Annotated in this window: 28 protein-coding genes and 1 riboswitch; of the genes, 24 read left to right on the top strand and 4 right to left on the bottom strand. The window is 46.0% G+C overall.

Annotated features, from left to right (window positions below):
- Positions 1-13 precede the first annotated feature (13 nt).
- Both CO692_RS07795 and CO692_RS07790 read left to right on the top strand, forming a co-directional pair.
- The gene (locus CO692_RS07795; protein WP_096741988.1) at positions 14-1,162 is read left to right on the top strand and encodes a mannitol-1-phosphate 5-dehydrogenase; all 1,149 of its coding nucleotides are present in this window, start codon (positions 14-16) and stop codon (positions 1,160-1,162) included.
- Positions 1,163-1,337: 175 nt separating this feature from the next.
- Positions 1,338-1,637, top strand: coding sequence for a hypothetical protein (locus tag CO692_RS07790; RefSeq protein ID WP_096741987.1), 300 nt, complete (start codon positions 1,338-1,340; stop codon positions 1,635-1,637).
- Positions 1,638-1,774: 137 nt separating this feature from the next.
- Here the strand turns inward: CO692_RS07790 and CO692_RS07785 are convergent, their stop codons facing one another.
- Positions 1,775-2,287, bottom strand: coding sequence for a type 1 glutamine amidotransferase domain-containing protein (locus CO692_RS07785; protein ID WP_005232958.1), 513 nt, complete (start codon positions 2,285-2,287; stop codon positions 1,775-1,777).
- Between the two features lie 125 nt (positions 2,288-2,412).
- Here CO692_RS07785 and CO692_RS07780 point away from each other — a divergent pair, with 125 nt between their 5' ends.
- The 3 genes from CO692_RS07780 (at position 2,413) to CO692_RS07765 (ending at position 4,344) form a co-directional block, all read left to right on the top strand.
- Positions 2,413-2,964, top strand: a complete 552-nt coding sequence (locus CO692_RS07780; RefSeq protein ID WP_096741986.1) for a hypothetical protein — start codon at positions 2,413-2,415, stop codon at positions 2,962-2,964.
- A gap of 181 nt (positions 2,965-3,145) precedes the next feature.
- Positions 3,146-3,580: a hypothetical protein gene (locus CO692_RS07770; RefSeq protein ID WP_096741985.1), complete on the top strand. Its 435-nt coding sequence runs from the start codon at positions 3,146-3,148 to the stop codon at positions 3,578-3,580.
- Positions 3,581-3,588: 8 nt separating this feature from the next.
- Entirely contained in the window at positions 3,589-4,344 is a 756-nt protein-coding gene (locus tag CO692_RS07765; RefSeq protein WP_086291449.1) for a DUF6681 family protein, read from the top strand.
- A gap of 56 nt (positions 4,345-4,400) precedes the next feature.
- Here the strand turns inward: CO692_RS07765 and CO692_RS07760 are convergent, their stop codons facing one another.
- Entirely contained in the window at positions 4,401-4,808 is a 408-nt protein-coding gene (locus CO692_RS07760) for an Hsp20/alpha crystallin family protein (protein ID WP_077454126.1), read from the bottom strand.
- A 174-nt stretch (positions 4,809-4,982) separates the two neighbouring features.
- Here CO692_RS07760 and ispE point away from each other — a divergent pair, with 174 nt between their 5' ends.
- On the top strand, positions 4,983-5,834 hold the full coding sequence (gene ispE, locus CO692_RS07755; RefSeq protein WP_034878197.1) for a 4-(cytidine 5'-diphospho)-2-C-methyl-D-erythritol kinase: 852 nt from the start codon (positions 4,983-4,985) through the stop codon (positions 5,832-5,834).
- Between the two features lie 177 nt (positions 5,835-6,011).
- Here the strand turns inward: ispE and CO692_RS07750 are convergent, their stop codons facing one another.
- Complete coding sequence (locus CO692_RS07750) at positions 6,012-6,191, bottom strand: hypothetical protein (protein ID WP_077454128.1); 180 nt, start codon at positions 6,189-6,191, stop codon at positions 6,012-6,014.
- Positions 6,192-6,497: 306 nt separating this feature from the next.
- On the opposite strand from CO692_RS07750, the gene CO692_RS07745 reads away from it, so the two are divergent.
- From CO692_RS07745 to thiT, 7 genes are all read left to right on the top strand, one after another.
- Positions 6,498-7,457, top strand: a complete 960-nt coding sequence (locus CO692_RS07745; protein WP_102136376.1) for a metal ABC transporter substrate-binding protein — start codon at positions 6,498-6,500, stop codon at positions 7,455-7,457.
- 12 nt (positions 7,458-7,469) lie between these two features.
- Positions 7,470-8,150 (top strand): metal ABC transporter ATP-binding protein, encoded by a 681-nt coding sequence (locus CO692_RS07740; protein ID WP_005232967.1) that lies wholly within the window; start codon positions 7,470-7,472, stop codon positions 8,148-8,150.
- Positions 8,123-8,953: a metal ABC transporter permease gene (locus tag CO692_RS07735; protein WP_096741983.1), complete on the top strand. Its 831-nt coding sequence runs from the start codon at positions 8,123-8,125 to the stop codon at positions 8,951-8,953. Before CO692_RS07740 ends, CO692_RS07735 begins: the two co-directional genes overlap by 28 nt.
- A 151-nt stretch (positions 8,954-9,104) precedes the next feature.
- Positions 9,105-9,929: a pur operon repressor gene (purR, locus tag CO692_RS07730; RefSeq protein WP_008381701.1), complete on the top strand. Its 825-nt coding sequence runs from the start codon at positions 9,105-9,107 to the stop codon at positions 9,927-9,929.
- Positions 9,930-10,106: 177 nt separating this feature from the next.
- Positions 10,107-11,480, top strand: a complete 1,374-nt coding sequence (glmU, locus tag CO692_RS07725) for a bifunctional UDP-N-acetylglucosamine diphosphorylase/glucosamine-1-phosphate N-acetyltransferase GlmU (RefSeq protein ID WP_096741982.1) — start codon at positions 10,107-10,109, stop codon at positions 11,478-11,480.
- A 115-nt stretch (positions 11,481-11,595) separates the two neighbouring features.
- Positions 11,596-12,570 (top strand): ribose-phosphate diphosphokinase, encoded by a 975-nt coding sequence (locus CO692_RS07720; RefSeq protein ID WP_005230276.1) that lies wholly within the window; start codon positions 11,596-11,598, stop codon positions 12,568-12,570.
- A 181-nt stretch (positions 12,571-12,751) separates the two neighbouring features.
- Positions 12,752-12,853: riboswitch (TPP riboswitch) on the top strand.
- A gap of 52 nt (positions 12,854-12,905) precedes the next feature.
- Positions 12,906-13,478: an energy-coupled thiamine transporter ThiT gene (gene thiT, locus CO692_RS07715; protein WP_008381706.1), complete on the top strand. Its 573-nt coding sequence runs from the start codon at positions 12,906-12,908 to the stop codon at positions 13,476-13,478.
- 54 nt (positions 13,479-13,532) lie between these two features.
- On the opposite strand, the gene CO692_RS07710 is transcribed toward thiT, so the two are convergent.
- A complete protein-coding gene (locus tag CO692_RS07710) occupies positions 13,533-14,321 on the bottom strand; it encodes a hypothetical protein (protein WP_096741981.1) in 789 nt (262 codons plus the stop codon).
- A gap of 231 nt (positions 14,322-14,552) precedes the next feature.
- Between CO692_RS07710 and CO692_RS07705 the strand changes: the two genes are divergently transcribed.
- From CO692_RS07705 to rsmB, 11 genes are all read left to right on the top strand, one after another.
- Complete coding sequence (locus CO692_RS07705; protein ID WP_096741980.1) at positions 14,553-15,269, top strand: class A sortase; 717 nt, start codon at positions 14,553-14,555, stop codon at positions 15,267-15,269.
- Positions 15,270-15,344: 75 nt separating this feature from the next.
- A complete protein-coding gene (locus CO692_RS07700; RefSeq protein WP_096741979.1) occupies positions 15,345-17,009 on the top strand; it encodes a patatin-like phospholipase family protein in 1,665 nt (554 codons plus the stop codon).
- Positions 17,002-17,217, top strand: a complete 216-nt coding sequence (locus CO692_RS07695; RefSeq protein WP_005230288.1) for a YdbC family protein — start codon at positions 17,002-17,004, stop codon at positions 17,215-17,217. The genes CO692_RS07700 and CO692_RS07695 overlap by 8 nt, the downstream gene beginning before the upstream one ends.
- Before the next feature lie 27 nt (positions 17,218-17,244).
- Positions 17,245-18,129, top strand: a complete 885-nt coding sequence (locus CO692_RS07690; protein ID WP_096741978.1) for a YicC/YloC family endoribonuclease — start codon at positions 17,245-17,247, stop codon at positions 18,127-18,129.
- Between the two features lie 13 nt (positions 18,130-18,142).
- Complete coding sequence (locus CO692_RS07685) at positions 18,143-18,424, top strand: hypothetical protein (protein ID WP_005230307.1); 282 nt, start codon at positions 18,143-18,145, stop codon at positions 18,422-18,424.
- A gap of 124 nt (positions 18,425-18,548) precedes the next feature.
- A complete protein-coding gene (gene gmk, locus CO692_RS07680; protein ID WP_005230308.1) occupies positions 18,549-19,163 on the top strand; it encodes a guanylate kinase in 615 nt (204 codons plus the stop codon).
- A gap of 5 nt (positions 19,164-19,168) precedes the next feature.
- Complete coding sequence (rpoZ, locus tag CO692_RS07675; RefSeq protein WP_005232977.1) at positions 19,169-19,474, top strand: DNA-directed RNA polymerase subunit omega; 306 nt, start codon at positions 19,169-19,171, stop codon at positions 19,472-19,474.
- A gap of 128 nt (positions 19,475-19,602) precedes the next feature.
- Positions 19,603-22,005, top strand: a complete 2,403-nt coding sequence (gene priA / locus CO692_RS07670; RefSeq protein ID WP_096741977.1) for a primosomal protein N' — start codon at positions 19,603-19,605, stop codon at positions 22,003-22,005.
- A gap of 10 nt (positions 22,006-22,015) precedes the next feature.
- Complete coding sequence (gene def, locus CO692_RS07665; protein WP_005230314.1) at positions 22,016-22,507, top strand: peptide deformylase; 492 nt, start codon at positions 22,016-22,018, stop codon at positions 22,505-22,507.
- Positions 22,500-23,453 (top strand): methionyl-tRNA formyltransferase, encoded by a 954-nt coding sequence (fmt, locus tag CO692_RS07660; RefSeq protein ID WP_096741976.1) that lies wholly within the window; start codon positions 22,500-22,502, stop codon positions 23,451-23,453. Before def ends, fmt begins: the two co-directional genes overlap by 8 nt.
- A complete protein-coding gene (gene rsmB / locus CO692_RS07655; RefSeq protein ID WP_096741975.1) occupies positions 23,443-24,801 on the top strand; it encodes a 16S rRNA (cytosine(967)-C(5))-methyltransferase RsmB in 1,359 nt (452 codons plus the stop codon). The genes fmt and rsmB overlap by 11 nt, the downstream gene beginning before the upstream one ends.
- Positions 24,802-24,804 lie beyond the last annotated feature (3 nt).

The raw sequence follows: 24,804 nt of genomic DNA, 5'->3' as shown, positions 1-24,804 counted from the left end.
GAGGAGACAAGACATGAAGGCAGTTCACTTTGGTGCAGGTAATATTGGTCGCGGCTTTATCGGCGAGATATTGGCTGCCAACAACTTTGAAATCACATTTATTGATGTCAATGAAACGATCATTGACGCCTTAAAAGCAAGACAAGGGTATACGATCGAATTAGCCGATGAGACCCAAGAACAGATCCACATCGAGCATGTGACGGGATTGAACAATGCCAAAGAACCAGAAGCGGTGATCCAAGCGATCGCCGAGGCAGATATCCTTACGACCGCCATTGGTCCCAACATTTTGCCGCATATCGCTGAGCTGATCGCCAAAGGCTTAGAAGCACGTCAGCAATACCCAGACAAGCCAGCCATTGATGTGATCGCCTGTGAGAATATGATCGGCGGATCGACCTTTTTAAAAAGCGAAGTGCAAAAATACGTTGCGGATTGGTCAGCATTGGAAGCGACGGTTGGTTTTCCAGATGCAGCGGTGGATCGCATCGTACCGCTGCAGCACCATGAAGATCCCTTATTCGTTCAAGTAGAACCTTTTTGCGAATGGGTGATCCAAGAGACAGGGATGAAATCCTCGATCCATCTGCAAGGGGTCCATTATGTGGCGGATCTGGAACCGTATATTGAACGGAAATTATTCAGTGTCAATACGGGTCATGCCACGGTAGCGTACACAGGCGCCCTCCAAGGCTATCAGACGATCGATGAAGCGATGCAGGACCATTTAGTGGTAATCCAATTAAAATCCGTTCTCGAAGAAACTGGCCGGCTTTTAATTGAGAAATGGGCCTTTGATCCTGAAGAACATGAACGGTATATCGAAAAAATCATCCAACGCTTTAAAAACAAACACATTTCCGATGCCATCACTCGGGTGGCACGGACGCCTGTCCGCAAATTAGGGACCGAAGAACGCTTTATCCGACCAGTCCTTGAGTTAGAAAAACGCAACATGCAGCCAGATCATCTCTATGAAACGATCGGCATGATCTTCAACTACAAAGACCCTGAAGATGAGCAAAGCCAACAGTTACAAGCACTTTTGGATGAAAAATCACTACCGGAAGTCATTGCAGAAATCACTGGCTTGCGTGATGAAGACATGATTGAAACGATCCGACAAAACATTGAAAAATATGCGTATGTTGCCGCATAAAAACGAGTAACACACAGAACAAGCAGATAAATTGCCGCATCCGTAAAAGCGAGCCCAACAAGGGAGCTTTTGCGGATGTGGTAATTTCTTTCAGCGCTTGTTCTGTGTTTTTTTGCTCACCGATTGACCTTTGCTGCCAACTTGACGATAATAAGAAAAGAAATGAGGGAGAGCAATGGAACGATTGTTTGAAGAAGCCCAGCTTCAAGTAATTGAGTTGCCGATCGAATGGCAGGAAAACCGTCCCGTCTATCGGGCCTTTATCCGTGAATTGCCGACGATCCAAGGGGAAGGAACTTCGCGGCAAGCTGTTTATCGGCAGTTGGCAGAAGCCTACACGGCTTATCTTGCCCAACTTCGAGAGGTCAATGAGGCACAGGAAGAAATGACGTCTTCCTTATTATCGACGGAAGAATTATTGCGCTACTATGATGGCGAGACCTTCGATGGTTTTGAGCTGCCCTCTGACGAGTAACAGGAAAAAAGCCATTCACTGAAAACCGAAAAGCTACGCAAGAAAAAACCGCTCAGCTGCAGCTCGATCGATACGAAGGATCGAACGCTGCAACTGGCGGCTTTTTTTCTATCAAAGAAACCACGTCTTATTCGCGGTTAGTTCAATGCCTCAGTAATGGCTTGATTGAAGGCATCTAAGTCATCTGGGTTCCGACTGGTGATCAACCGATAGGTTTCGTCGATCACGACGGGCTCATCTTTGACGGTGGCACCTGCGTAGGCTAAATCTGGTCGCACAGAATCATAAGCCGTCAAGGTCAAATCTTTCGTCAGTCCTGTTTGGATAAACAGTTGTGGGCCGTGGCAAATGGCAAAGACGGGACGATCAGATGTCAAAAAGTCTTTCGTCAATGACACATAGCGCTCATCGGTCCGTAATTGGTCAGGGGAGAAACCGCCTGGGATCAACAAAGCATCAAAACTGGCGGGATCGATCGTATCGATGGCCGCATCGACGGGAAACGTTCCACCTTGTTTGCCTTTTACGGTCTCGGTGCCTTCATTACTAATAACGACTACTTCATGTCCGGCCGCTTCCAGTGCTTCTTTGGGTGACGTCAATTCAACATCTTCAACTAGATCAGTGACAATAACAGCAACTTTACTCATTCGATCTCCTCCTTATTACTTGATGAACAATTTGTTCACCTACTATTATTTATGCTAACGAAGATTTTCGCTGTTGACAAATCATCTGTTTTGTCCGCAGCTTGAAAAAGAAAGAAGGCAACGCCATGGCAACGATCCAACTATTTATCTCTGATCCCCCCCTTTGCTTTGAAAAAGCGGAATTCACTTTTATGGAAGAAACATTTGTCATCGAGAAACAGCAACTATTTGAAAAAGTCGATGCGGTGATGCATCAAGAGGTATCCTCGGCCTTGGTTTCATTGGTAGAAAAAGCCCTTTTGACGCTAGAAGCGATCGGGGAAGAAGAGGATTATTTCGACCTGCTTTATTTGACCTATGAGAATACCCGTCGTTCCCTCAGCGGACAGCAATTACTCGCACAGCCTTTTCCAGCTGTAGAGGCAGCCTTGCAGCCGGTCTTTGATGAGTTGGCAGAACCGATCGTAGAAAAGTTTTATGAAGAGCTGACCAATCAGCTAGAAGAAGTCGCTGATGATGAACTGTTTAGTTCTTATTATCTGGATGAAGAAGAAGCGGTGATCCAAATCGATGCCCCGATCCAACATGAAGAAGTGATCGCATTGCCCGCCCTTTTACGGGATTACCATGGCACGTTGCACCTGACCTTTGAAAAGTTTTATGAATACCTTGTGTAGCGGCGGCAACTGTCGTCGTTATTTTTTGTGAAAACAGTTACATGTTTAGTTTTTTTTAAATCCTGCGACAGAAGCCTCGGGAATCTTGACCCTTTTGTCAGAAACGATTATAAAGGTAAGAAGAGGCTGAAGGAACCGAGGCTGCCAATGGGCAACATCGGGTAAGAAAAGGATGAGAATCATGCGAAAAGTCCCGCCTATTTTAAAACCAATTGCACTTTTAACGATATCAACGATCATTGCCACTGCCACCGGCGTGGTGAATTCAGGCAGCTATCGCCAACCAAGTCGTGCGACGGAAACGACAGAAATGACCGAACAAGCACCAAGTGAAAGCACACCGTCTTCGATAACGGAGGACAGTCAAAATCAAACACCTGCTAGCACGGACTCACAACCGACGAACGATGACCAGCAGACAACACCGTCATCCAGCAGTGAAGTAGTAACACCAGAAACGACCCCGTCTTCTTCGGTGCCAACAGAAACGACACCATCAAGCGATGAGAGTGTTTCACCGACGACACCGGAAAACAATCAAGAAACGCCTTCTTCAAGTGAAGAAACCACGCCAGATCAGCAAGTGATCATGGATGAGAATCAAGGAAATGAGTAGGTGAGAAAATGACGCTTATTTTAGATTTAATCAACGGCATCCACAAATTTTTGGGCTATCTTGACATCAGTCCCAAATACTTGAATCGCGCCTATACCATCCTCAGTATCATTCCAACGGCGTATATTTTGCGGATCGTCTATGGAATGTTTGCGAACCAAAACTATTTTCAAGCGATCCTTTATACGATCGGCTTTTTGGTCTTAGTCTATTTCTGGGTACTGAATATCTTCTATTATTTCTTGAATAAAAACCTGAAGTTCGATGTCACTCAGACCTTTGTCAAAGTCTTGCCGGATGAAGTCTTCAATATTGAAGGGGAAACTATCAGCACCACCGACATTGATCGTTTGACGACTGAAAAAGCGGTGATCGATTTTGAAGAAGACTATCAGCTAGTATTGGCGAATCATTTGCAGACCTTGATCGCTCAAGAAGAATTGGCGATCAAACCGTCATCCAACGGCTTTACGATTCCGAAAAATACCTTGTACCCTTACTATTTTGTCAAACAGCAAGGGAAAAACGAGTACGTATTGCAGATCGGGACCAGCTACACGGAGATGACGAAAGTCGGCACGATTCAATGGACCGGCAAGCAACCTCTAGAGCCAGTGGGCTTATTTATCACTGGCGGTGATTTTGTCAAAAACGATGTCAAATACCATGAACCCTACAGTTTGAAATTGTACGTCAAAAAAGAGGTCTCCGAAGAAGAACCACAGACCTCAAGACAGGCATATCGACGACAAGCACGCAAATAAGAAAAGGCAGTTCCCCTAGAGCGTTCTCTGAAGGGACTGCCTTTTTGGTATCTCGGTTATTCGATCGGAATATTTTTTGCGGGTGCGTCTTTGTAGCTAGCTTTCGGTAAGGTCAGGGTCAAAACGCCGTCTTCAAACACTGCTTTAATGGACTCTTCATCAATGTCTGTGATGGTGAAGGTCCGTTGATAGGCACTGCTAGAGCGTTCTTTGCGCAAATAATGTCCGAAATCATCCTCGGTTTCAGTGGTCTCTGTTTGAGCCGCTGAAATCGTCAAGGTATTGTTGACGTAACTGACGCGGATGTTTTCTTTCTTGATACCGGGTAAATCTGCTTGAACGAGATACTTGTCTTCATACTCTTTAATGTCCGTGTTCATTTGCCGTTCTTGCCAAAAACTGTTCATTAATTTGCCTAATAGTTCTTCGCCGCCTGCTAAATCTCTTGGAATCAAATTTGCCATGTGGTTCCCCCGCTTTCTTTTATCTATTGAGTTGGTACCTCTATTTTACGAGGAACCAAGCCAAAGGGCAACCAAAATGGCAACAATCACAAAAACAAGAGAAATCACTCAACTATCTTATAAGAATCTGCTATGATAGAACTAAATAACTATCAGATGATTGGATGAATGAAGATGGAGATTATTGAAAAAGCGCCAGCTAAGATCAACCTCGGTCTCGATGTGTTAGAGAAAAGAACAGACGGTTACCATGAGTTGGAAATGGTGATGTCTAGTGTTGATCTAGCCGACCGTCTGATAATGGAAGAGATAGCAGAAGATAAGATCATTGTAGAAACCAACAAAGCTTTTTTACCAATCGATAAACGCAATAATGTCTATCAGGCCGCCAGTATTTTAAAAAAACGCTATGGTATCAAAAAAGGCATCCGCATTCGCATCACCAAGAATATCCCGGTGGCAGCTGGGTTAGGTGGTGGCAGTACGGATTGTGCGGCAGCGTTGCGGGGGATGGTTCGTCTTTGGGACTTGGATCTTTCCATGGCAGAGCTGATCGATATTGGTATGGAAGTTGGTACTGATGTTCCCTATTGTCTGTATGGGACCACTGCTCATATTGCAGGAAAGGGGGAGCTAGTGACGCCGCTGCGGCCGATGCCGCAATGTTGGGTCATCTTAGTCAAACCTCGTCTGAGTGTTTCAACGGGGAAAATCTTTCAAGAAGTCGAGCTAGACCAACTGCACCATCCAGATATCGCAGCATTGTCTGCCGCCGTCTTAGCCGAAGACTACTCGGCTATGATCGCTGCCATGGGCAATAGCCTAGAAGCCATCACGATCCCAAAATATCCGATCGTCCAACAGATCAAAGATCGCATGATGAAATATGGTGCCGATGTTGCCTTGATGACCGGCAGCGGACCGACTGTTTTTGCTCTTTGTCAAAAATATTCACGGGCACAGCGGGTCTACAATGCCTTAAAAGGGTTCTGTGACGAGGTTTATCTTGTACGTACATTGAAATGAAGGAGTCAAGGACACAGGCAGGAAGTGCCTGTGTTTTTTCGTTCCTTCGATAAAAATCAGTCATATAGCGAAGAAAAAGGCAGCTGAGGTAGGGAGGAAGCATCTAGAAGCTGCCCTACACAAAAGTCCCCGACGAAAAAAAGGCGTCGGGGTCTGATTCTTTACCTAAAGCAAAGGCTATTCTTTTTGGTGCTGCTTCTTTGCGGATTTTTTCTTTTTGTCTTCTTCATACAATGGTTTGTCGATCGTTTTGCGGATTTCTTCGGTTTGCTGCGATGCAGGATCTTCTGGTAAATCAACTCGATTCAGCAGTTCACTGTTGTTTACAGTTGGCGGCACAGTCACAAATTCATTCATCTTCGTTTCCTCCAAGTGCTTTTAGCTTATTATCCTACATACTCTCTAATTTTTCAAGCTGACACAGTAGGGGCGCATGGCGAATGGTGTAAAATATAACTAAGTTTCTGAGAGAAGAATCCGCTTCAAATGAACGTTTTCTCCTATGTTTTCCGATTTATCTCGAAATAAAAGTTTTAAATCGTAAAACGTACGATTTGTCTTGACGAACCAGAAATCATTTGATAGAGTAACTTTTGCTAACAAAACGGAGTTGTTCCGTTTTAAAATAAAAAGAAGAGCCAGCAAATGGAAGGGGAAATCCCGATGAAAAAAATCTTACTTACTACAGCACTCCTTTTAGGGGGTGTGCTTCTTGGCGCTTGCGGGCAGCAAGAAGCAACAAGTCAATCGAGTGACACCGAGAAGCTGTCGATCGTCACGACGTTTTATCCAATGTACGAATTTACGAAAGAAGTTGTAGGCGATGCAGCAGAGGTCTCCTTGTTGATCCCTGCAGGAACCGAGCCTCATGACTATGAGCCAAGTGCCAAAGATATGACAAAAATCATGGATGCAGATGCCTTTGTCTACAATAGTCCTGAGCTAGAAACTTGGGTTGCTAGTTTGACGGATTCCGTCGATCCTGAGCAAACAGCAGTGATTGAAGCGGCCAAAAACATTCAGTTGGTGGAAGGCACAGAGGAAGAGGATCATGACGCGCATGATCACGAAAGCGAAGACAGCCATGAAGGCCATGATCATACGTATGACCCTCATGTTTGGACTGACCCAGTCTTAGCGATCCAAGAAGTAGAAACGATTCGCGATGACCTGATTGCGAAGTTTCCTGAGCAAAAGGCAACCTTCACGGAAAATGCGGCTGCCTATATCGAAAAACTTTCTGCTTTAGATGAAGCCTACCAAGCGGCGTTAAAGGATGCGACTCAGCGGACCTTCGTTACGCAGCACGCAGCCTTTGGCTATTTGGCACGGCAGTATAATTTAGTCGAAGAATCGATTTCGGGCATTTCACCCGATCAAGAACCAACACCAAGTCGTTTGGCTGAGCTGAAAGAATATGTAGAAGAAAAGCAAGTCAAAGTTATCTATTTTGAAGAAAACGCGTCATCGAAGGTGGCTGAGACCTTAGCCTCTGAAACAGGAGTGGAGCTGGCGGTCTTGAATCCATTAGAAAGCTTGACGCAAGCGCAGATGGATAACGGCGAAACATACCTGTCTGTAATGGAAGACAATTTGGCAGCATTACAAAAAAGTATTCACTAAGGAGGCGCCTGCGTGCGTTATATCGATGTAAAAGATTTGACCTTTTATTATGACGATGAGCCCGTCTTGGAAGACATTTCCTACTTTGTTGAAGACGGCGAATTCGTGATTTTGACCGGCGAAAATGGGGCGGCAAAATCTACTTTGATCAAAGCAACCCTTGGTTTGTTGAAACCTTCTAAAGGAGCAGTCACCTTGGCGACCAAGAATGCCGCTGGTGAAAAATTAAGCATCGGCTACATTCCTCAGCAGATTGCTTCCTTTAATGTGGGATTTCCCAGCACCGTTTTGGAATTGGTCCAATCAGGCCGCTACCCAAGAGACCGCTGGTTCAAGCGCTTGACGAAACGAGACCATGAACATGTCCGCCGTGCATTAGATGCCGTCGGGATGTGGGACGTGCGTCATAAACGGATCGGTGAGTTGTCCGGTGGCCAAAAACAGCGGATCAGCTTGGCACGGGTCTTTGCCACGGATCCTGATTTATTTATTTTAGATGAGCCGACCACGGGGATGGATGAACAATCCCGCAATCTGTTTTATGAGCTGCTGCGACACAATGCTCATGACCATGGCAAGTCGATTTTGATGATCACCCATGATCACGAAGATATCAAAGAATATGCGGACCGTCAGATCCGTTTAGTGCGGAAGGAGGATTCACCATGGCGCTGCTTTCATATGAATTCATGAGAAGAGCTTTTCTTGCGGCGATTTTTATTGCCGGTATCGCCCCGATGCTGGGGGTCTTTCTGGTGATTCGACGACAGTCATTGATGGCTGATACGCTGTCCCATGTCTCTTTAGCAGGGGTGGCACTAGGCTTCTTTCTAAATCTAAATCCCAGTTTGACGACGCTATTGATCGTAGTCATTGCCGCAATCATTTTGGAATACTTGCGAACACTGTACCGCAGTTATTCAGAGATCTCGATCGCCATTTTGATGTCCGGTGGCTTAGCGTTAGCCCTCGTCTTGATGAACCTTAGCGGGGGGAGCTCCGCAACGAGTATCCAATCGTATTTGTTTGGTTCAATTGTTACGATCACACAAGAACAAGTCTGGATCTTAGGCTTTTTGTTTTTAGTCGTTTTTGCTTTATTTTTCTTATTCAAACGGCCCATGTACATTTTGACCTTTGATGAAGATACCGCCCATGTCGATGGCTTGCCTGTGCGAGTGATGTCGATGCTCTTTAATGTCTTGACGGGGGTGGCAATCGCCATGATGATCCCGATTGCGGGCGCATTGCTGATCTCTGCGATCATGGTTTTACCAGCTGCCATCAGTATGCGTTTAGGCAAAAGCTTCAACGCGGTGATTTTGATCAGTGTCGTGATCGGCATGATTGGGATGATGTCTGGTTTGACCAGTTCCTTTTATTTGGACACACCACCGGGAGCGACGATCACGCTGGTTTTTATCGCTCTTTTCTTAGTGATCAATTTGATCAAACGCATCGTGATCCTCGTGCAACGAAAACAGCGCCTCAAATAAAGGGCTTTATGAAAAAGAAACGAAGAATTTTCGTTTCTTTTTTTTTAACTCTAATCAAAACCGAACAATATAAGCAATATTTCAGATAATGCTCGCATTTATCCCGAAAAAGCCTTATAATAAGGCGAATAAACTAAAGGAGTTGTCCGGTGTGAAAATACGTCGAAGTGAACGACTGATCGATATGACACATTACTTGTTGAATCATCCCCATGAATTGATTTCATTGTCCTTCTTTTCTAAACGATATGCCTCTGCAAAATCATCGATTAGCGAAGATTTATCTATTATCAAAAAGACCTTTAAAGAACGAGGAACAGGCATTCTTGATACCGTGCCAGGCGCTGCTGGCGGTGTTTTTTTTGTGCCTGAAATTTCTGAAGAAGAAGCGTATGCGTACGTTGAAGGGCTGGCAAAACGCTTGTCTGAGCAAGACCGTTTGTTGCCTGGCGGCTATGTCTATCTATCTGACTTATTGGGCGAACCGGAATTGCTGCGCCAAGTCGGCCGCATCATCGCTTCCAAATATTTAGGCGAACAAATCGATGCGGTGATGACCGTTGCTACTAAAGGAGTTCCGATCGCTCAAGCAGTCTCTTACTACTTGAATGTTCCCTTCGTGATCGTGCGTCGTGATTCCAAGATCACTGAAGGCTCGACCGTGAGTGTCAATTATGTCTCTGGTTCTTCAGAGCGCATCGAAAAAATGGAATTATCCAAACGCAGCTTAAAGCGCGGCTCTAGAGTATTGGTGGTTGATGACTTTATGAAAGGCGGCGGCACGGTCAATGGGATGAAGAGCTTGATTGAAGAATTTGAGGCCGAATTAGTCGGTATTACGGTTTTTGCCGAAACGAAATTCAAAGGCAAGCGGGCCATCAGCGATTACAGCTCTCTGCTTTATGTTGAAGATGTCGATACCCAGACCAAAACGATCTCGGTAGTACCGGGAAATTATTTTGAGAAAAAAGCCTGATTTTTGTGGCTCTTAGACTGGCGCAAGCAGCTGTTTTTAAAACGGCGGCTGCCAGTCTTTTTTTGATTGGTCTAGGTGGCGATTCCTTAAATCGTTGAAATTTACAAGTACTTGGGCTAAACTGTTTATAGGAAATTCAATGAATAAAAATCCTTCAGATTGATAGGAGTGGAATACGTGGACGCACGTTTTGCAATAATTTTAGCGGCTGGAAAAGGCACGCGCATGAAATCGAAGTTATATAAAGTGTTACATCCGGTTTGCGGTAAGCCAATGGTGGAGCACATCATGAACCGAGTGGTGGAAACAAATCCTGAAGAGATCGTGACGATCGTTGGTCACGGGGCGGAAATGGTCAAAGAGCAGCTGGGGGATCGCACCAACTATGCCTTACAAGCCGAACAATTGGGTACTGGCCATGCTGTCGTTCAAGCCGAATCATTTTTAAAAGGCAAAAAAGGGACGACCTTAGTGATCAGTGGGGATACACCGTTATTGACGACGGAAACCTTGAATAACTTGTTCGATTACCACCAAGGGAAAAATGCGTCGGCGACGATCTTAACGGCGCAAGCGGCAGACCCAACAGGCTATGGCCGAATCGTGCGGGATCGTGTCGGTATCGTGGAGAAAATCGTTGAGCAAAAAGATGCGTCGATCGAAGAAGCGCTGATCCAAGAAATCAATACAGGCACGTATTGCTTCGACAATGAATTGCTATTTGACGCCTTGGCAAAATTAGATACGGACAATGCCCAAGGGGAGTACTACTTGACTGATATTATCGAGATCTTAAAGGAAGACGGCAAAATCATCGCTGCTTATCAAACCGAAGATTTTCATGAATCATTAGGAGTCAATGACCGCATCGCCTTAGCCGAAGCCAATCGCTTGATGCGTCAGCGGATCAACCGTCAGCACATGCAAAACGGCGTGACCTTGATCGACCCTGCAACGACTTATATCGACGAAGGCGTTGTGATCGGTTCAGATACCTTGATCGAAGCCGGTGTGATTATCAAAGGGCAGACGACGATCGGAGAAGATTGTGTCATTACGGCAGCTTCTGAAATTGAAGACAGCAAGATCGGCAACCAAGTGACGATCAAGGCATCGACGATCGAGGAGAGCATCATCCATGATGGCGCCGATGTCGGTCCCAATGCCCATCTTCGTCCCCATGCGGAAATTTTGGCCCATGCCCATATCGGGAACTTTGTGGAAATCAAAAATGCGACGATTGGTGAAGGCACCAAAGTCGGACACTTGTCTTATGTTGGCGATGCGACCTTAGGCAAAAACATCAATGTCGGCTGCGGCGTAGTCTTTGTTAATTATGACGGCAAGAGCAAATTCAAAACGACTGTCGGCGACAATTGCTTTATCGGCTCTGGCTCCAATCTAGTTGCGCCATTGACCATCGAAGAGGAAACGATGATCGCTGCTGGCTCAACGATCACCAAAGATGTTCCTAAACACAGTATGGCGATTGCCCGCGCCCGTCAGGAAAATAAAGCGGATTACGCGAAAAAGTTACCTTATCTAAATTAGAAATAGCGAAATGACTTGATTTCTTAAGGAAAAATGACTACTATTTATTAGGAAGAAGATTCTAGTAAAAGGAGTCATTTTTTTCTAGATGAACGCAAAGAAAGTGGAGGTTCTCATGTCAAATCATTATTTTGATCCAAGATTGAAGATTTTTTCTCTGAACTCAAATCGTCCTTTGGCGGAAAAAATCGCAGCTGCAGTAGGTGTTGAATTAGGTAAGTGTTCAGTCAAACAATTTAGCGATGGTGAAATCCAAGTGAATATTGAAGAAAGTATTCGTGGTGCCCACGTCTACGTGATTCAATCAACCAGCAGCCCTGTAAACGATAACCTAATGGAATTGCTGATCATGATCGATGCTTTGAAGCGCGCCAGTGCGAAGACGATCAATGTAGTAATGCCTTATTATGGTTATGCAAGACAAGACCGCAAAGCGCGATCAAGAGAACCAATCACCGCAAAACTTGTAGCAAACATGATCGAAAAAGCCGGTGCGAACCGTATGGTTACACTGGATTTGCATGCTTCACAGATTCAAGGGTTCTTTGATATCCCCGTTGACCACTTGATGGGTGCACCATTGATCGCCAACTACTTCTTGGAAAGAGGCATTCAAGGCGATGACGTCGTCGTCGTTTCACCAGACCACGGGGGCGTGACTCGTGCCCGCAAATTAGCTGAGTTTCTTAAGTCACCAATCGCGATCATCGACAAACGTCGTCCGAAAGCCAACGTAGCGGAAGTCATGAATATCATTGGTCATGTTGAAGGCAAAACTTGTGTCTTGATCGACGATATGATCGATACTGCGGGTACCATCACATTGGCTGCGAATGCGTTGAAACAAGCAGGTGCCAAAAGTGTTTACGCCTCATGTACTCACCCTGTCTTGTCAGGACCTGCCTTGGAACGAATCGAAGATTCGGCCATTGAGCATCTAGTTGTGACAGATTCGATTCACTTGCCAGAAGACCGCAAGTCGAAAAAAATCGATGAGATCAGTGTCGGTGCCTTGATGGGCGAAGCGATTAAACGAATCCATGAGAACAAACCAGTAAGTCCACTGTTTGAATCAAAATTATCAATTTAATCATGCCTCATAAGCATGAGAACAACAGCCAATGGTCGGTCTTTAACCCCTCATTGGTTGTTTTTTTCTGAGGAGTTTCAGGATGTTTTTAGAAAAAACGATCGCAGTCATGTTTCTTTTCACCAATTTATGGTATTCTTGAAAGTGACTTGCGAAACGCAAGCAAAAAATAAAATAGAATCTAATCACAAAGGGGAGTCTGCAAAGGCTGAGAATGAGAGTACTCTAAACCCTTCGTACCTGTTTCGATCATGCGAACGTAGGAATTGTGACGAGTTGAAGTGTCCAACACTTCTCCTTTGTGAATTGTGATGATTCTAAAGGAGGAGTTTTTTTTGAAACGAAAAATGTCGCTGCAGGTCTGGACGGAAGGAACGATGATCGCTGCTATCGGGGTCGTCTTGTCGTATATCCCGATCCAGACAGCCAATTCCAGTATCGACTTGTCTCTAGGGCTCGTGCCCTTGGTCTTGTATTCGTATCGTCGCGGGGTGCTGCCGGGAATGACGGCGGGATTTATGTGGGGCTTGCTGAATATTTTGATTGGTAGTGCGATGCGTAACTTTATCACCGTTCCACAGATCATCTTTGAATATCCCTTTGCCTTTGCTTTTGGTGGGATGGGCGGCTTGTTTGCTAATAAAATCCAGCAAGCGATCCGTCAAAACAGCAAAACCGTTACGTGGTATGTCGTCTTAGGGGGCATCGTGGCGGTGATCAGCCGTTGGTTTTGGCATTATTGGGCAGGGGTTTTTGTCTGGGGAATGTACGCACCAGAAGGACAAAGCCCGTATCTGTATTCCTTGATCTTCAATGGAACATCGGTCATCATCAATATCGTTTATGTAGGGGTCGTCCTAGGTCTCTTAGTCAAGGCCGCTCCAAAATTATTTGTGCCTAAAGCTTAGTTTTAGAAATGAAATCATAAAAAATGTCTTGATGCTCTTTGAAAAAGAGAAGCATCAAGACATTTTTTTGTCGAAAAAGCCAAAAGCCAGATCTTCTTGATCAATTTCCAACGACCAGTTTTTTTTGCTGGCTGAGTAGCGCAAAACTGCAATTTGATCTAACTCTTTTTGATTGACTAGCGTGTTTTTTAAGCCAGCATCTTCTGACAGATAGATCGGGATCGTATAAGTTTTATCGATCAGTTGCTCTTGTGTCAGACAGAAGACGATGCCTTCTTGCATGATTCCCCGTAATTCTTTCAGCAAATTAAAGTCGAGCTTTTCCACCGGTGTCGCTTTTTTAAAAAAGGAGAGACGATCATTGATTTTTTCTAAGACGATACGGGTGATCCGATCCGCCAAGATCCGGTAATATTCATCTAAATAGCGATAATAAACGCGGGAACGTGCATCTTTTAAGTCAAAGAAAACAAAGTTATTTTGCAGTTTGTAAAAGAAAGGGGAGTGGAGGTGTGTCTTCATGTGGCCAAAATATAACAATTCGGAGATCTCTAAAGGCGTCAATTCTTTGACCATCTCGTAATCATTAAAATCGATCCACTTCATTTCTTCGGCAATGCGACCTTTGTTGATCTGCTGAAAAAACAGTTGGACATCTTCCATTCCACGGATGACTTTTAAGCCCGTATGACCGTCGAATTCGCCGAAATCACTGGAAGGATCAAGCAAGAGCAGATTCTTGGGCTGATGGACAATGCTCTTGTTAAAATCTTGGGGGGCAAGCCCGCGGGTCAAGACGGCATTGCTGGTTGTATCAATATGTACGTAAATCGTGTTAGACATGCCGATCGATCCCTCCTATCTACTAAGTTCATTCTACAACAAAGCGCTGAAAATTGCTTGTATCTTTTCGTTTAAAGTTATATTACAAAATAACAGAAAAAACAATTTTTAAGTTCCCTTTTTCGACAAAAAAAGGCAAATCTTGTCTTTTCGTAAAAAAAATTGCCCAAATTGGCGTCTTTATGAGGATTTTGGTATGATAAAAGAAGAAACTAATGGAGACGAGAACCTATGAGAAAAAAGAAAAGTAGACTTTCCAATTGGCTGAGCAATCTCTTTTTGCTTTTGCTGTTATTGATTGGTTTAGCATTGATTTTTAATAATCAAATCAAAAATTATTTTATTAAACAAACAGGTGAAGCATACGCATTCGGAACCATTGATCGTAGTGATGTGGAAAAAAACATGGAAGCGGAAGCGACCTTTGATTTTGATGCCGTGGAGCCGGCAAGTTCAGAAGCAGTCTTACGGGCGCAGCTGAGCAACAAAGCTTTGCCAGTGATCGGCGGCGTGGCGGTTCCCAGTGTGGGGATCAATCTGCCGATTTTTAAAGGCTTGGCCAACGAGGCCTTGCTGTATGGTGCTGGTACGTTAAGTCCCACCCAAAAAATGGGGGAAGGCAATTACGCGTTAGCTAGCCATCGCGCCCAATCACCAGAGCTTTTGTTTACACCATTGGATGATGTCGCCATCGGGGCGGCTATCTATGTGACCGATCTGGAAAATATTTACACGTATACCGCGACTTCTTCTGTGCGGGTCGATCCGACCGATGTCTATTTGCTTGACGAAGTAGAAGGCCGCAAAATGATCACGCTGATCACCTGTGGGGAAATGGGCGGTGTCACCCGTCGTGTGATCCAAGGTGATCTGGAATCTGTAACGCCGGTCGACGAAGCAACGGATGAGATGTTGGCGGCATTCAACATGGCACAACGAACATTTTAATCAAAAGAATAGCTCGAGTGGTACGGCAGCTGGCGTGTCATTCGTCTATTCTTTTTTGCTTAAGGAGGCGTCTTGATGAAAGTGAAAAAACTGACTTCGATCGATTTTCTTGCACAAAGGGCAGGGTTTCAAGAAAGCCGACTGGTCTTTTCCTTTTTTGAGTCGCACTCAAAAGCGCGACGAGCCTTTCTTGCCGACATGTCGCAGAAGGGCTGGCAGATCGACAGCCGTTATGGCCGCTTTTACCTTGCCGGGCAGTTTGATTTTGACCAAAAGACACTGACTATCACCAATCTGCTGGTGGAAGCAGCCGCTGAGTTTACTTGGAAACAACTGCTAGCTGTGACAGAAAGCTTTGCCCGCAGTCGTTTTGTAGCAGCCGTCTTGTGGCAGCTCCCTCATCGGACCCCCTTGGCTGAGTGGTTTATCCAGCAAGGGTATCAGGTGCTCCCTCAAGGGTATCAAAGAGTGCTAGCATATCAGACGGCGCTGGTTTTAGGCGGTGGCGGTGCTCATGGGGCGTATCAAATCGGGGTTTGGCAAGCGCTGCAAGAACGGGGCATCACCTTTGAATGGATCACGGGAACTTCCGTTGGTGCGTTGAATGGCGCCTTGATTTTAATGAACGATGTGGAAGCGGCCGTCGATTTATGGGCAAATATCTCCAGCGAGCAAGTATTGCACTATCCGCTTGCTTCGGTACGAGCCCAAACACTGCGGGATTTAATGAATCAAGCCAACTCGCTGGTCCGCGAAGCGGTCAAAAGCAACGGCGCCAGTACCGAACCCTTGGCAAAGCTTTTGCAAAAGACCTTTGATCAAGAAAAATTCAGCCAAACTGCTTGTCATTTGCTGATCTGTACGACTCGTCTGCCCGACTTCAAGGAGACGGTCTATGCCTTTGATCCATCCGCAGTTGAGGAAAATCTGCATTGGTTGTTGGCATCCGCCTCATTTTATCCAGCGATGCAGGCGCAAAAAATTAATGATGCTTATTATATCGATGGAGGCTATCGCAACAACCTGCCCATCGATGTCGCTCTCCAGCAAGGGGCAACGGAATGTATCACCGTGGATGTCCAAGGACCTGGCATCAATAAAAGGACGGTTTTGACGGAAGAAACTGCGCAACTTTCGTTAGGGTCTCCTTGGTCCTTAGGCAGCTTTTTGGTTTTTGATGCCCAGCGTTCGCTGGATAATATGACCTTAGGCTATTTGGAAACCTTGAAAGTGTTCGGCAAATACCAAGGCCATTGGTATACCTTTGAAAAGACGGTTGATTTTCAGCCGTTATGGCGGGGCTTTTTGAAAGAGCTACGCCAGACAGACCCGTTGCTTTATCAGGAACTAAAGAAAAAAGAATTTTGGAAAAAAATGCGTAAATTCTATCAACAGGATGTGCCATTTGAGCAGTGGGGGCGTATACTGATAGAGTGTTCCGCGAAAGTATTGTATCTGGCGCCTACGGTGATTTATGAGCAGGAAACGATCCTAACGGCTTTAGCTGAAAAAATTGCGCTAAAGGCAGTGGAAGAAGCCGATGCCTGGTCGATCACCGAGTGGCTGAGTTATTATCGCGACCGTTTTTTTGTCTTGTCCGAGCAAAACCGCTTTTTCTTTTTTTATCGGACGCAGCAATTGAATCTGCCCGCCCTTCAGCTGATTCGTCGGCGTTACCCGCTGACTGCTTTGATGGCAGCGTATAGTCACTATCTTTTGAAAGGAGCAGAAAATGGATAAATTTTCGTATGAAATCGTTGAAGAGATCGCCGTGCTTTCGGAAAATCAAAGAGGCTGGCGCAAAGAATTGAATTTGGTGAGCTGGAATGGGCGTCCGCCAAAATTTGATCTGAGAGATTGGGGCCCAGAGCACGAGAAGATGGGCAAAGGCGTGACCTTATCCAATGAAGAATTTGCAGAACTTAAAAAAGCCTTGCTTTCCATGTAAGAAAGCAAAAGGGTGAGGAGTGATCAAATGAAAAGTATGACTGGTTTTGGCAAAGGCAGTGCAGAAACGCCAGATGTGCAGATCGAAATTGAGATCAAAAGTGTCAATCAGCGCTTTTTGGACCTGCAGCTGCGAATGCCCAAACAATTGAATCCTCTAGAAGGTGCTTTACGGCAGTCGATCAAGCAGACCCTCCAGCGAGGACGAATCGAATTGTATGTTACTTTAAAAGAAAAAACCGCACATACGAAACAGATCGAGATCCAATGGGACCTGCTGGAACGTTTCATGCAGGAGATCGATACCGAAGCCAAAGACCGTTTTGACCTAGCAGAGCTGCCAAAAGCAGCATTGCTGGAACAATTCCTGCTCCATGAGGCCTTCCTAACGATCTCTGATCAAGAGCCAGAAGAAAGCACCTTAGCCGATGGCGTGATGGAAGCATTAGATCAAGCGCTGGCAGCGATCGATCAAAGCCGCTGGGTGGAAGGGCAAGGCATTCTGCAGATCTTGCAAGAAAACCAGCGACAGCTGCAGGAAAAGCTGACAGAACTCAAACAATTCGTGACCCTCTATGAGGCGGACTACCAAGAACGCTTTGAAAAGAAACTGACTGCCTATCTAGGGGAAGAAGTCGATCGCGATCGTTTACTGACAGAGTTGGCGATTTTATTGGAACGCGGCGATATCCACGAAGAACTGGATCGTTTAAGTATCCATTTAACGACGATGACGGAGCTGCTGGCAGCCGAGACACCGATAGGTCGAGAGCTGGATTTCTTGATCCAAGAGATGAACCGGGAAGTCAATACGATTGGCTCAAAATCGAGTCCGATCCAAATCAAAAACGGTGTCGTCCAAATGAAGACGATCATTGAAAAAATCAGAGAACAAGTTCAAAACATCGAGTAGGAGGAATGAACCAATGAAATATTACGATATCACCTTTCACGAACTAAGCGGAAAAAATGTCATCAAGCGCAGTATTCCCTCTGATAAAGAGAATTTCTCTGCGTGGGAAGATGCCTGCGTAGCCATCGAGCCGGATTTTCTTCATCTACTAGTTGATGGTGTAGCTGTTTCTTTGAATCGTCGGTACATCGTGCGTATCGATTGCCAAGAAGTGACGGATCCTACCGAAAAAGCGATCACTGCCAAAGACGAATTGGCAGGGGTCATCAATACCTTAAGCAACATGGGCTTTTAAGAAAGCAGCCGAAGTGTAGACTAGCAATTTCATGAAATTCCCATTATAATAAAGTAGTTCTTGAAAGTTGCTGAAAAAAAGTGCAAAATAGACGTTAAGCAAATGTCAGTGAAAGGACGTCATTATGTCAGAGCGAGGATTACTTATAGTTTTATCAGGACCTTCCGGAGTAGGGAAAGGGACCGTGCGCAAAGCAATTTTTGAGAGTGACGACAACGATTTTCAATATTCCGTTTCAATGACCACTCGTCAAAAACGCGAGGGGGAAGTGGAAGGGGTCGATTACTATTTCCGCACGCGGGAAGAATTTGAAGCCTTGATCGAAGCCGGTGAAATGCTGGAATACGCCGAATATGTCGGCAATTATTATGGCACCCCATTATCTTATGTCCAACAGACATTGGATCAAGGAAAAGATGTGTTTTTAGAGATCGAAGTGCAAGGGGCAAAACAAGTAAAAGACAAAGTTCCCGATGGTGTGTTTATTTTTCTGACGCCACCTGATCTGGCAGAATTACGCTCTCGTATTACAGGAAGAGGAACCGACTCTGCCGAAGTGATCGATGAACGGATGCGTGTCGCCCGTGAAGAAATCGAAATGATGGCTTTGTATGATTATGCCGTTGTCAATGATGAAGTACCTAAGGCAGTCCAACGAATTCGCGAAATTATTTCAAGTGAACATTTTCGCGTTGACCGAGTGATCGGAACCTATATCAAAATGTTAGAGGAGCTGTAAGAAATATGATGTTAAAACCTTCAATCGATTCTTTGTTGGATCGTGTCAATTCAAAATATTCATTAGTGATCTTAGCAAGCAAACGGGCGCATGAACTTGATGCCGGTGCGCAAGCAACACTAGAAAACTTTGATTCAGTGAAAAGTGTGGGTCAAGCACTTGAAGAAATCGAAGCGGAATTAGTCGTTAATGATCCGCATCCAGAAATCAAGCGGGCCCGCTTGAAAATGGAACAAGAAGAGCGCAAAGCGCAAAAAGACCAAGAACAAAAAGAATTAGAAGCGCGTATCCGCGACGAACAAAAGCTATAGACAAAAGCAAGCTAGAGCACGCCTGTGTTCTGGCTTTTTCTTTTGAATGGTGATGGTTAAATTTTTGTAAGGGGTACAGACAAACCCCCACCCATTTAGTAAAATAGAACCTAAAAGGAGGAGAAGAAATGGCGTACATAGCAGAAGTGATCGTGGATGTTCCCACGATGCAGACCGATCAGCCTTTTACCTATCTGATCCCATCAGAATTACAAGCCGCCATTGAGACAGGGATGCGGGTCGAAGTGCCATTTGGCAAGGGCGACCGCCATATCCAAGGGTTCGTCGTCGGCCTTTCAGAAGTTGCCGAACCGCAGCAGACCTTAAAACCAATCGTTCGTTTGTTGGATTTGTCGCCTGTCGTCAATGAAGAACTTCTCCAATTAGCCGACTACATGAAGGAAACGACCTTTGCCTTTAAGATTACTTGCTTGCAGACGATGCTGCCTAGTGTGATGAAAGCCGAGTACCAAAAGCAGATCGTTTTGCTGGAAGGAAATCATCCCATCAAAGAATATTTTCCCGAAAACGGCATCCTCAGCTGGCAAGACGCCGAAAGTGCAGGGCTGCTGCCGCAGTTGAAGCCTTTGCGGGAAGCCGCAGTAGTTGAATTGCAGTATCTCGTGAAAAATAAAAACAAAGCGAAAATGACCCGTTACATTGAACGCAAGATCGAGCCAGCAGAAATCTCCGCCGTCCAGCAACAGCTGCGCAAAGGGGCCAAACGCAAGCTGGAAATCTTACAGATTTTGACAGAGGAAGCCCGCTTGCCGGTTTCCTTTTTTACCGAACAAGGGATTTCCACCGCGGCTTTGAACCAAGCGCAAGAAGCTGGCTGGCTGACCTTTACGGAAGTTGAAGCCTACCGTGATCCTTACAAAGACCGTCAATTTCAAAAAACGGTCCCCCTTGAATTAAATGAAGAACAGGCAGCTGCAGTAGCGCAAATCACTGCTTGTGCGGATAACCAAGAGGCACAGACTTTTTTACTGGAAGGGATCACCGGCAGTGGAAAAACAGAAGTCTATCTACAAGCGATCGCCCAATTGCTGAAACAAGGCAAAACCGCGATCATGCTCGTACCGGAGATCGCTTTGACCCCGCAAATGGTCGAACGCTTTAAAAGCCGTCTCGGCGACGCAGTGGCTGTTTTACACAGCGGCTTGTCCCAAGGTGAAAAATACGATGAATGGCGTAAGATCGAACGTGGGGAGGCGCAGGTGGTGGTTGGCGCCCGTTCGGCGATTTTTGCTCCGTTGAAAAACATCGGGGTCATCATCGTCGATGAGGAGCACGAAGCCTCCTACAAGCAAGAGGAAGCCCCTCGTTACCATGCGAGAGATTTAGCGATTTGGCGCAGTCAGTACCATCACTGTCCAGTGGTGTTAGGCAGTGCGACGCCATCATTAGAATCTCGTGCTCGGGCCCAAAAAGAAGTTTACCGCTTATTGAAACTGAATCAACGGGCAAAAACCAGTGCGCAATTACCGCAGATCGAAGTCGTGGATATGCGTACCGAATTTGCCAACAAAAAGTATCAAACCTTTTCTCGTCCGTTACAGGAAAAAATCACAGACCGATTGGCCCGCAAAGAACAGATCGTCTTGCTGCTGAATCGGCGCGGCTACTCTTCCTTCGTGATGTGCCGCGATTGCGGGTATGTTTTGCCTTGTCCAAATTGCGACATCTCCTTGACGCTGCATATGGATACCAAAACGATGCGCTGTCATTATTGCGGGCATGAAGAACACATCCCCCATCGTTGCCCCAACTGCAATGCAGACAAGATCCGTTATTACGGAACGGGCACGCAAAAAGTGGAAGAAGAGTTGAAGGAACTGTTTCCTGAAGCGCGGGTCTTACGGATGGATGTCGATACCACCCGAAAAAAAGGCGCCCATGAAAAAATCTTGACCTTGTTTGGGGAGAAAAAAGCGGATATTTTGTTAGGGACTCAAATGATCGCCAAAGGCTTGGATTTTCCTGATATCACACTGGTAGGGGTCTTGAATGCCGATACCGCCTTGAATTTGCCAGATTTTCGTTCGAGTGAACGGACGTTCCAGCTGCTGACTCAGGTCAGTGGTCGGGCAGGTCGGGCGGAAAAAACCGGCGAAGTGGTGATCCAAACATTCAACCCTGAGCACTATGCCATCCAGTTGGCGCAGTCGCAAGACTACGAAGATTTCTATCAAAAAGAGATGTGGATGCGGCACCAAAGCGGTTATCCACCGTACTATTTCACCGTCAAAATCACCTGCAGCCATCCCGAAGAGCAAGTCGCCGCTCAGAAGATGTTTGCGATCGCGCGGGATCTGCAGCAGGAGCTGTCACCGCAAAGTATTTTGTTGGGGCCGGCACCAAGTGCGATTTTGCGGGTGAAAAACCGTTATTACTACCAATTGATCATTAAATACAAAAATGAACCGCAGCTACCTGCTTTGTTGACCCGTCTGTTGGATCAAAGTCAAATCGATCAGCGCAAAGGATTGTACGTGTCGATTGACCAAGAGCCGTTGAATTTTATTTAGAGGAGAAAATATGCGTTATCCTATTATTATTACCCCCGATGAACGTCTTCGTCGGCAAGCAAAACCCGTCAAAGTAATTACCGATGAGCTCGTTCAGCTACTAGACGACCTTTATGAAACGATGGTTGCCCACGATGGGATCGGTATTGCCGCACCGCAAGTCGGCAAAAACCTGCAAGTGGCGATCGTGGAAGTCGAAGAAGACGATCGCTTTGAAATGATCAACCCTGAGATCATCGCTTCTTCTGGTGAATCCCTGGATGTGGAAGGCTGCTTGAGTATTCCTCACACCTTCGGGACCGTCAAACGAGCAGACGAGATCACTGTCCGCTATTTCGATCGAGAAGGAGAAGAAATGGAAGTGGAAGCATTCGGTTACTTGGCGCGGGCGATGCAGCATGAGATCGATCATTTAAATGGCGTGCTGTTTGTCGACAAGCTCGTCGAACGCATTCCTGAAGAAGACTTAGAAAAGTATATGGAGGAACATGAAAATGACTAAAATCGTCTTTATGGGTACCCCGGCGTTTTCCGTCCCAATTTTAGAAGGCTTGCTTGAAGCCGGCTATGAAGTGGCAGCAGTCGTGACCCAGCCGGATCGTCCCGTCGGTCGCAAAAAAACCATCACTCCGACACCCGTCAAAGAAGCGGCGTTGAAGCATGGCTTGTTGGTTTTACAACCAGAAAAAATCAGTGGGTCACCAGAAATGGAGCAGATTCAAGCTTTAGCACCCGATCTGCTGATCACGGCAGCTTTCGGCCAATTTTTACCTAGTGCTTTACTAGAAGTACCGAAGTATGGCGCTATCAACGTTCATGCGTCCCTACTGCCGAAATACCGGGGCGGGGCACCTGTGCATTATGCCATCATGGAAGGGGAGCAAGAAACGGGTGTAACCATCATGGAAATGATCAAAAAAATGGATGCTGGCGGTATTTTTGCTCAAGCTCGTTTGCCGATCACGGCACAAGATGATGTGGGGACAATGTTTGATAAGTTGAGCCTATTAGGCAAAGACTTGCTGCTGGAAACTGTGCCGAAAATCTTGTCAGGAGAGCTGCAGCCAGTTCCGCAAGAAGAAGCGAAAGTAACCTTCTCGCCGAATATCAGCCGTGAACAAGAAGCCATCGACTGGCAGAAAACGGCGGTGCAAATCGACGCCCAAGTCCGAGGCATGCGGCCATGGCCAATCGCTTTTACGACACAAAACGGCAACCGCTGGAAGCTTTGGCAAGTAACACCGCTGGAGCAAACGACGACAGCCCAGCCAGGAACGATCATTGAACGGACGAAAAAAACGTTGCTGATCGCTTGTGGTGAAGGCACGGTATTGGCTATCGATGAATTGCAGCCAGCTGGAAAAGGCCGACAAGACATTGCCGCATTCTTAAACGGCAGTGGACAACAGATTCAAAAAGGAGATCAGGTAGGTACCTATGAAGCGTAATCTTGTAGACATACAATATACAGTGCGCTTTGTGGCCCTAGAAGCGTTGTTACGAATCGAAAAAGGCGGCGCTTATTCCAATCTACTGCTGCGGGAATTGATGAATCAAGGGCGTTTAAATGACAAAGACGGTCGCTTATTGACTGAATTGGTGTACGGCACCATCAGTCGTCAGCTTTTATTGGATTATTATTTGGACCGGTTTATTAAAAATGCCCGCAAAGTCGATCCGTGGGTCAAAACGCTGCTGCGGCTTTCCTTGTATCAGATGCTGTATCTCGATAAAGTACCCGCCCATGCCATCATTCATGAAGCCGTGGATATCGCGAAAGCCAAAGGCAATCCGGGAACCGGTAAATTCGTCAATGGGGTGCTGCGCACGATCCAACGACAAGGAGTGCCAGACTTGGCATTGATCAAAGACCCAATGGAACGTCTAGCAACGGAAATCAGTTTGCCCCTGTGGCTAACGAAGAAACTAGTCAAACAAATTGGGATCGAAGAAACCAGTGAGCTGGGCTATGCCCTATTTGAACCCAATCATGCCAGTGGTCGTATCGATCTGCAGCGCATCTCGCAAGCAGCAGCGATCGAGCGGCTGCAAGAAGAAGGCATCGACGCACGGCCAAGTGAGCTTTCCCCCTATGGGGTTGTGGCTGACAAAGGCTTTATGGCGGGCTCTTCCCTCTACAAAGAAGGCTTACTGACGATCCAAGATGAAAGTTCGATGCTGGTTGCCCCCGTTTTACAAGTAGCTCGGGACCATCAAGTATTGGATGCCTGCGCCGCACCAGGAGGCAAAACGACCCATATCGCTGCCTTCTTGTCTGCCGCAGAGGGCGGCAAAGTGACAGCACTGGATATCCATGCCCATAAGGTTAAGCTGATTCAGCAAAATGCCCAACGTTTAGGCGTAGAAGCAGTTGTGGAAACCCGCGTGATGGATGCGCGGGAGACGGCTCAAACCTTTGCACCCGAACAATTTGATCGCATCTTAGTGGATGCCCCTTGTTCTGGACTAGGATTGATGCGCCGTAAGCCAGACATCAAATACAGCAAGACGGAAGCCGATTTCCAACGCTTGCCGCAGATTCAGCGAGAGATTTTGGAAAGTGCCGCCCCAACCTTGAAAAAATCGGGTATAATGGTCTACAGCACATGTACGATTCTAGCGGAAGAAAATCAACAAGTCGTGGCAGCGTTTCTCGCTGACCATCCTGAATTTGAGCAAATGCCTCTTGCGGTAGGACCGCTGGCAGCTGAAGCTGTTCAAGAGGATATGTTGACGATCTATCCGCAAGATTTTATGACAGATGGCTTTTTTATCAGTTGTCTACGCAAAAAGTAACGA

This window comes from Enterococcus sp. FDAARGOS_375 (genome assembly GCF_002393265.1).
Taxonomy (GTDB): domain Bacteria; phylum Bacillota; class Bacilli; order Lactobacillales; family Enterococcaceae; genus Enterococcus_D; species Enterococcus_D innesii.
Note: the sequence above shows the minus strand (reverse complement) of the source record. Positions and strands in the feature narration are given on the sequence as shown.

Coding starts and splice junctions, on each gene's coding strand:
- gmk (WP_005230308.1), top strand. CDS start 18,549: ATGTCAGAGCGAGGATTACTTATAGTTTTATCAGGACCTTCCGGAGTA.
- CO692_RS07735 (WP_096741983.1), top strand. CDS start 8,123: ATGGCGCTGCTTTCATATGAATTCATGAGAAGAGCTTTTCTTGCGGCG.
- CO692_RS07795 (WP_096741988.1), top strand. CDS start 14: ATGAAGGCAGTTCACTTTGGTGCAGGTAATATTGGTCGCGGCTTTATC.
- rsmB (WP_096741975.1), top strand. CDS start 23,443: ATGAAGCGTAATCTTGTAGACATACAATATACAGTGCGCTTTGTGGCC.
- CO692_RS07790 (WP_096741987.1), top strand. CDS start 1,338: ATGGAACGATTGTTTGAAGAAGCCCAGCTTCAAGTAATTGAGTTGCCG.
- CO692_RS07750 (WP_077454128.1), bottom strand. CDS start 6,191: ATGAATGAATTTGTGACTGTGCCGCCAACTGTAAACAACAGTGAACTG.
- CO692_RS07710 (WP_096741981.1), bottom strand. CDS start 14,321: ATGTCTAACACGATTTACGTACATATTGATACAACCAGCAATGCCGTC.
- CO692_RS07700 (WP_096741979.1), top strand. CDS start 15,345: ATGAAAGTGAAAAAACTGACTTCGATCGATTTTCTTGCACAAAGGGCA.
- CO692_RS07780 (WP_096741986.1), top strand. CDS start 2,413: ATGGCAACGATCCAACTATTTATCTCTGATCCCCCCCTTTGCTTTGAA.
- CO692_RS07770 (WP_096741985.1), top strand. CDS start 3,146: ATGCGAAAAGTCCCGCCTATTTTAAAACCAATTGCACTTTTAACGATA.
- CO692_RS07760 (WP_077454126.1), bottom strand. CDS start 4,808: ATGGCAAATTTGATTCCAAGAGATTTAGCAGGCGGCGAAGAACTATTA.
- CO692_RS07785 (WP_005232958.1), bottom strand. CDS start 2,287: ATGAGTAAAGTTGCTGTTATTGTCACTGATCTAGTTGAAGATGTTGAA.
- CO692_RS07690 (WP_096741978.1), top strand. CDS start 17,245: ATGAAAAGTATGACTGGTTTTGGCAAAGGCAGTGCAGAAACGCCAGAT.
- CO692_RS07765 (WP_086291449.1), top strand. CDS start 3,589: ATGACGCTTATTTTAGATTTAATCAACGGCATCCACAAATTTTTGGGC.
- CO692_RS07745 (WP_102136376.1), top strand. CDS start 6,498: ATGAAAAAAATCTTACTTACTACAGCACTCCTTTTAGGGGGTGTGCTT.
- ispE (WP_034878197.1), top strand. CDS start 4,983: ATGGAGATTATTGAAAAAGCGCCAGCTAAGATCAACCTCGGTCTCGAT.
- fmt (WP_096741976.1), top strand. CDS start 22,500: ATGACTAAAATCGTCTTTATGGGTACCCCGGCGTTTTCCGTCCCAATT.
- CO692_RS07705 (WP_096741980.1), top strand. CDS start 14,553: ATGAGAAAAAAGAAAAGTAGACTTTCCAATTGGCTGAGCAATCTCTTT.
- priA (WP_096741977.1), top strand. CDS start 19,603: ATGGCGTACATAGCAGAAGTGATCGTGGATGTTCCCACGATGCAGACC.
- def (WP_005230314.1), top strand. CDS start 22,016: ATGCGTTATCCTATTATTATTACCCCCGATGAACGTCTTCGTCGGCAA.
- CO692_RS07685 (WP_005230307.1), top strand. CDS start 18,143: ATGAAATATTACGATATCACCTTTCACGAACTAAGCGGAAAAAATGTC.
- CO692_RS07720 (WP_005230276.1), top strand. CDS start 11,596: ATGTCAAATCATTATTTTGATCCAAGATTGAAGATTTTTTCTCTGAAC.
- CO692_RS07695 (WP_005230288.1), top strand. CDS start 17,002: ATGGATAAATTTTCGTATGAAATCGTTGAAGAGATCGCCGTGCTTTCG.
- rpoZ (WP_005232977.1), top strand. CDS start 19,169: ATGATGTTAAAACCTTCAATCGATTCTTTGTTGGATCGTGTCAATTCA.